The organism is Pseudomonas sp. P5_A2_2, assembly GCF_054177685.1.
On record NZ_JBGCUL010000272.1, the window covers coordinates 1 to 5,372 of the forward strand.

Here is a 5,372-nt window from a genome sequence, read left to right on the forward strand (position 1 = left end):
TAGTAACACGCAGAACACTGTAGGAGCGAGCCTGCTCGCGAAAAACCTGAGGGCACCGGGTTGATTCAGGTGCCCCGCGTCATCGTTGACCTCCATCGCGAGCGAGCTCGCTCCTACAGGGCTTCACACCAGATAGTTCTTCAGTTCGCGGGCAATCACCATCCGCTGAATCTCGCTGGACCCTTCGTAGATCTGCGTGATCCGCGCATCCCGGTAGTACTTCTCCACCGGATAGTCTTCCAGGTACCCATACCCGCCATGAATCTGAATGGCGGACGAGCAGACCTTTTCCGCCATTTCCGAAGCAAACAGCTTGGCCTGTGAGGCCTCCGACAGGCAGGGTTTGCCGGCCGTGCGCAGGCGCGCGGCGTGCAGGATCATCAGTCGCGCCGCGTTGAGTTGCATGTGCATGTCGGCCAGCAAATTGGCGATGCTCTGGTGTTCATTGATCGTCTTGCCAAACTGTACCCGATCACGGGAGTAGGCCAGCGCCGCTTCGAACGCCGCGCGAGCGATGCCGAGTGCTTGAGCTGCGATGCCGATTCGCCCGCCTTCGAGGTTGGACAAGGCGATGGCCAGACCCTTGCCGCGTTCGCCCAGCAGATTGGCTTCGGGAATGGTGCAGTCGTTCAGGGTCACCGCGCAGGTGTCGGAAGCACGGATGCCCATCTTGTGTTCGGTGCGATCGACGATAAAACCGGCGGTGTCGGTGGGTACCAGGAACGCCGAGATGCCACGCTTGCCCAGGTCCGGATCGGTCACGGCAAATACAATTGCGAGCTTGGCGCGCTTGCCGTTGCTGACGAATTGCTTGGCGCCGTTGATCACCCACTGGCCGTCGCGCAGTTCGGCACGGGTGCGCAGGTTGTGTGCCTCGGAACCGGCCTGGGGTTCGGTCAGGCAGAAGCAGCCGATAACCTTTCCGCTGGCCAGGTCCGCCAGCCAGGTCTGTTTCTGTTCTTCGCTGCCGTAGTTGAGTACCGGCCCGCAGCCCACGGAGTTGTGGATGCTCATGAAAGCGCCGGTAGCACCGTCGCCGGCGGAAATCTCTTCTACCGCCAGGGCGTAGGCGACGTAGTCGACATAGGTGCCACCCCATTCCTCGGGCACAACCATGCCCAACAAGCCGAGTTCGCCCATCTTCGCCACCAGACCGTCGTCGATCCAGCCGGCCTTTTCCCAGGCCTGGGCATGGGGCGCGATTTCGCCGCGGGCAAAATCCCGGGCCATGTCGCGGATCATGACTTGTTCTTCGCTCAATTCGATATCGTGCATGGCTCAGCTCTCGCTCTGGTCAAACCCGCTGAAGAAGCTCGCCACGTGTTCGGCGTCCAGCGCCTGGAGGGTGGGCGGGTTCCAACGGGGTGTCTTGTCTTTGTCGATCAGCAAGGCGCGCACGCCTTCGATCAGGTCGCCGCGCTCGAACCACTGGCGGTCCAGATGCAGCTCAAGGGCGAAGCATTGTTCAAGGGGCAGCTCGCGTCCGCGACGGAGCATTTCCAGGGTCACGGCCATGGCCAGCGGCGAGCGGGTTTCCAGCAGGTTGGCGGTGGTGACGGCCCACTCATGGCTGTCGGCGACCGTGACCTGACGCAGTTGCTCCACAATACTCGGCACATCGGGTAGGGCGAAGAAGTGGTCGATGGCCGGGCGCAAAGTCGCCAGTGGCGCATCAGGCAGTTGCTGCACCGCGAATTTCGCCAACAGGCCTTGCAGGTCCTTGAGCGGCGTGTCGTGCCATTCGAGCTGGTCAAGTTTCTCGTCCAGGGCGCCCAGTTTGTCGCTTTCCAGGTACCAGTCCGCCAGCCCGCAATACAGCGCATCGGCGGCGCGAATCTGTGCGCCGCTGACGCCGAGGTAAATTCCCAGTTCACCGGGAATGCGCGCCAGGAAGTAGCTGCCGCCGACGTCGGGGAAGTAGCCAATGCCGACTTCCGGCATCGCCAGACGGCTTTTTTCAGTAACCACGCGCAAGTCTGCGCCTTGCACCAGGCCCATACCGCCGCCGAGGACAAAACCGTCCATCAGGGCCAGCACCGGTTTGCGGTAATGGTGGATCGCGAGGTCGAGGGCGTATTCCTCGACGAAGAAATCTTCGTGCAGGGTGTCGCCGCTTTTGAAACTGTCATACAGCGAGCGTATGTCGCCGCCGGCGCAGAAGGCTTTTTCCCCGGCACCGCGCAGGACCACGGCATGCACTCGCGAATCCTGGGCCCAGGCGTCGAGCTGGCGGTGCAGGCTGCGCACCATGTCCAGGGTCAGGGCGTTGAGGCCGGCGGGGCGGTTGAGGGTCAGGTGACCAATGTGGTTGCGAACCTCGGCCAGCACTTCGTTTTGCATGGCCTCCATGGGCAGCGCCCCCTTCGATGAAACCTGAGCAGTCATCACTAACTCCCTGCTTTTATTGTTCTTTATCGAGATGCTCGCGCGCGAGCGATGACGGATCGTATCAGTGCAAATTTGCCTTGTACAACCCGGATAAGTGCAGGTTATCTGTGCATTTTTGCATGTCTGTGTCCGGTACTGTTACAGCGTAGACCACGACGTATTCAGGCAAACGCCGCGAGCAGGTCCTCTTCGAATGCCTTCTGCGCATCGCCGGCCACCTGTGCCCGGTGCCGGGCCAGATGAAACGCGACATCGAAACTCATGTCGCCGCGACGCACGGCCCTGAGCAGACCTTTGTCTTCCCAGCCACGGGCAAAGTGGCTGGGCAAATAACCCACATGCTTGCCGGAAAGGATGAAGGCGAGGGTGCCTTCGACCTGTTCGGAGCGCGCCGAACACCGCTTGCCCTGAAAGGGTTCGTCACTGCGCAGGAAACGGTAGGGGTGATCGACCCGGTCGCTGGCCTGCAGGTCCTGATCGATCGGGTTCGTGTTGGTGAACAGTGGATGGCCGGGGGCGCAATACAGGTGCTGGGTTTCAATGAACAGTTCGCGGTAGTCAAACGCACTTTGTACTTGCGAGAAGTAGCCGATGGCCAGGTCCAGCCGCTGTTGCAGCAGCAGGCGTTCCATCTCGCCGGGCATGGCGCTGATCAGCTCGATACGCACCGACTCGTCCCGCTCACGGAAGCGCCGGATTGCTTCGGCCACCCGTTGCAGCACCGATTGATCCAGGGCTTCGGACAGGCCCAGACGCACTTCGCCGATCAGGCGTCCGGCCACGCCGTTGGATTGATGACGGAAGGCTTCGATGGACTCGAACAGTCCACGGGTGGCGCTGAGCAATTGCTCGCCCTTGGGAGTGATCTTGAATCCGCCCTTGCCGCGACTGCACAAGCGATAGCCAAGGCGGGTTTCCAGTTTGGCCATTTGCTGGCTGATGMTCGACTGGCTCAACCCCAACTCGCCCTGGGCTGCGCTGAAGCCGCCGCACTCCACCACGCTGACGAACAGCCGCAATAATTGCAGATCCAGATCATGCAGTTGGCCGAGCATCAAACATTACTCCGTCATAAAGTCAGGTTAATTAACTTGATATTTTACCAATGTATCCAACGACGCATCCTGCAACCACTTCCTCTGGTCAGGTGTTCGTCATGGCTCCCATGTTCAAGCTGTGTTTACCCGCGCTGTTGCTCGTCGTTGCCGCTTCGGCCCAGGCCGAGGACAAGGTGGTCAATCTGTACAGTTGGGCCGATTACGTCGCCCCCGAAACCCTGCAACGGTTCGAGCAGGAGACGGGCATCCATGTGCGCTACGACACCTTCGATGCGCCGGAGATACTGGAAACCAAGCTGCTCACCGGTGGCAGCGGGTACGACGTGGTCGTCCCGTCGTCCAGTGTACTGGCGCGCGGCCTGGCGGCAGGTGCGCTCAAGGCCATCCCCCATGAGGGCCTGAAGGGCTACGCCAATCTTGATCCCGACCTGTTGGAAAAGATGGCCGCGGTCGATCCCGGTAATCGCTATGGCGTGCCCTATACCTGGGGCACCCTGGGGCTCGGGATGAATGTCGAGGAGGTGAACAAACGCCTGCCGAATGTACCGCTCAACAGCCTGGACCTGCTGTTCAAACCGGAATACGCCAGCAAGCTGAAGGACTGTGGCATCGCGGTCATTGATTCACCACAGGAAGTGATCGGCCTGGCCTTGCATTATCTGGGCAAGGATCCGTACAGCACCGACAAGATTGATCTCGACGCGGCCCAAACGTTATTGCATCAGTTGCAACCCTCGGTGCTTTACGTCGCCAGCGGGCGGCAGATCAACGATCTGGCCAATGGCAGCATCTGCCTTGCGCTGACCTACAACGGTGACGCCAGCATGGCCGCCGACCAGGCACGCAAGGCCAACAAGCCCTATGAAATCGCCTACCGGATTCCCAGGGAAGGCACCATCGTGTGGCAGGACAACCTGGCGATCCCCAAGGACGCGCCACACCCCGAGGCTGCCCGCCAGTTCATCGAATTCATGTTGCGCCCCGAGTCCGTCGCGGCGCTGACCAACACGCTATTTTTTGCCACCGCCAACCAGGCCGCCACGCCGCTGGTGGAYGAGGCAGTGCGCACAGATCCGGACATTTACCCACCCGCCGATGTGCGTGACCGGCTTTACGCCGACCGCAGCATGAGCCTCAAGGACATGCGCCAGCGCACCCGCTTGTGGACCACTTTCCGTAGCCGCCAATAAGAAAAGAGAAGGAGCCTTCAATGGACGTTCCGATGCAGAACGATCAAGCTATCACCCGTGACAGCCTTTACGGCACGGCCGCCGAAAGTACCTACGGTGGCATCACCAGTTTCATGCGCCGGCGCTACAGCCGCGACTTGCGCGGGGTCGATGTGGCGGTCAGTGGTGTGCCGTTCGATACGGCCACCAGCAACCGCCCCGGCGCACGCTTCGGACCACGTGGCATTCGTGCGGCCTCGACCGGAATTGCCTGGGAACGGCACTGGCCATGGACCTTCGACCCGTTCGATCACCTGGCGGTGATCGACTACGGCGATTGCGACTTCGATTTCGGCTCGCCGCAGTCGACACCGGAATGCATCGAGGCCCACGCTGAACGCATCCTCAATGCCGGCACGGCGATGCTGACTTTTGGTGGCGACCATTTCATCACCTATCCGCTGCTCAAGGCCCATGCCCGCAAGCACGGGGCGTTGTCGCTGATCCACTTCGACGCCCACAGCGACACCTGGCCGGACGAAGAGGGCAAGCGCATCGATCACGGCACCATGTTCTGGCACGCGGCCAGGGAAGGGCTGGTGGACCCGTCACGCTCGGTACAAATCGGCTTGCGCACCACCAACGATGATCATCAAGGCTTTCAAGTGCTCGACGCGCGGCAGGTGCATCGCCGTGGCTGCGAAGCGATTGTCGAGGCTATTCGCGCGCGGGTCGGCGACAACCCGGTGTACTTGAC

General features: G+C 61.2%; 5 protein-coding genes and 1 pseudogene. 2 read left to right on the forward strand and 4 right to left on the reverse strand.

The window, feature by feature from the left end; all coding sequences use genetic code 11:
- The 4 genes and pseudogenes from ACXRVY_RS16010 to ACXRVY_RS16025 form a co-directional block, all read right to left on the reverse strand.
- A pseudogene (locus ACXRVY_RS16010) lies at nt 1-96 on the reverse strand (outer membrane lipoprotein carrier protein LolA); the annotation flags it as partial.
- 27 nt (nt 97-123) lie between these two features.
- Entirely contained in the window at nt 124-1,275 is a 1,152-nt protein-coding gene (locus ACXRVY_RS16015; RefSeq protein ID WP_108217480.1) for an acyl-CoA dehydrogenase family protein, read from the reverse strand.
- 3 nt (nt 1,276-1,278) lie between these two features.
- Nucleotides 1,279-2,385 carry an enoyl-CoA hydratase/isomerase family protein gene (locus ACXRVY_RS16020; protein ID WP_223463893.1) on the reverse strand — a complete coding sequence of 369 codons (1,107 nt, stop codon included), beginning with the start codon at nt 2,383-2,385 and terminating at the stop codon, nt 1,279-1,281.
- 164 nt (nt 2,386-2,549) lie between these two features.
- Complete coding sequence (locus ACXRVY_RS16025; RefSeq protein ID WP_458237740.1) at nt 2,550-3,443, reverse strand: LysR family transcriptional regulator; 894 nt, start codon at nt 3,441-3,443, stop codon at nt 2,550-2,552.
- Between the two features lie 101 nt (nt 3,444-3,544).
- Here ACXRVY_RS16025 and ACXRVY_RS16030 point away from each other — a divergent pair, with 101 nt between their 5' ends.
- Nucleotides 3,545-4,636, forward strand: a complete 1,092-nt coding sequence (locus ACXRVY_RS16030) for a polyamine ABC transporter substrate-binding protein (protein WP_223463895.1) — start codon at nt 3,545-3,547, stop codon at nt 4,634-4,636.
- A 20-nt stretch (nt 4,637-4,656) separates the two neighbouring features.
- Nucleotides 4,657-5,372, forward strand: a 716-nt coding sequence (locus ACXRVY_RS16035; protein ID WP_458237741.1) for an agmatinase, incomplete at its 3' end; no start/stop codon positions are given.

Bases quoted from the DNA above. Each gene is read 5' to 3' on its own strand.
- ACXRVY_RS16020 (WP_223463893.1), bottom strand. From the start codon at position 2,385: ATGACTGCTCAGGTTTCATCGAAGGGGGCGCTGCCCATGGAGGCCATG.
- ACXRVY_RS16015 (WP_108217480.1), bottom strand. From the start codon at position 1,275: ATGCACGATATCGAATTGAGCGAAGAACAAGTCATGATCCGCGACATG.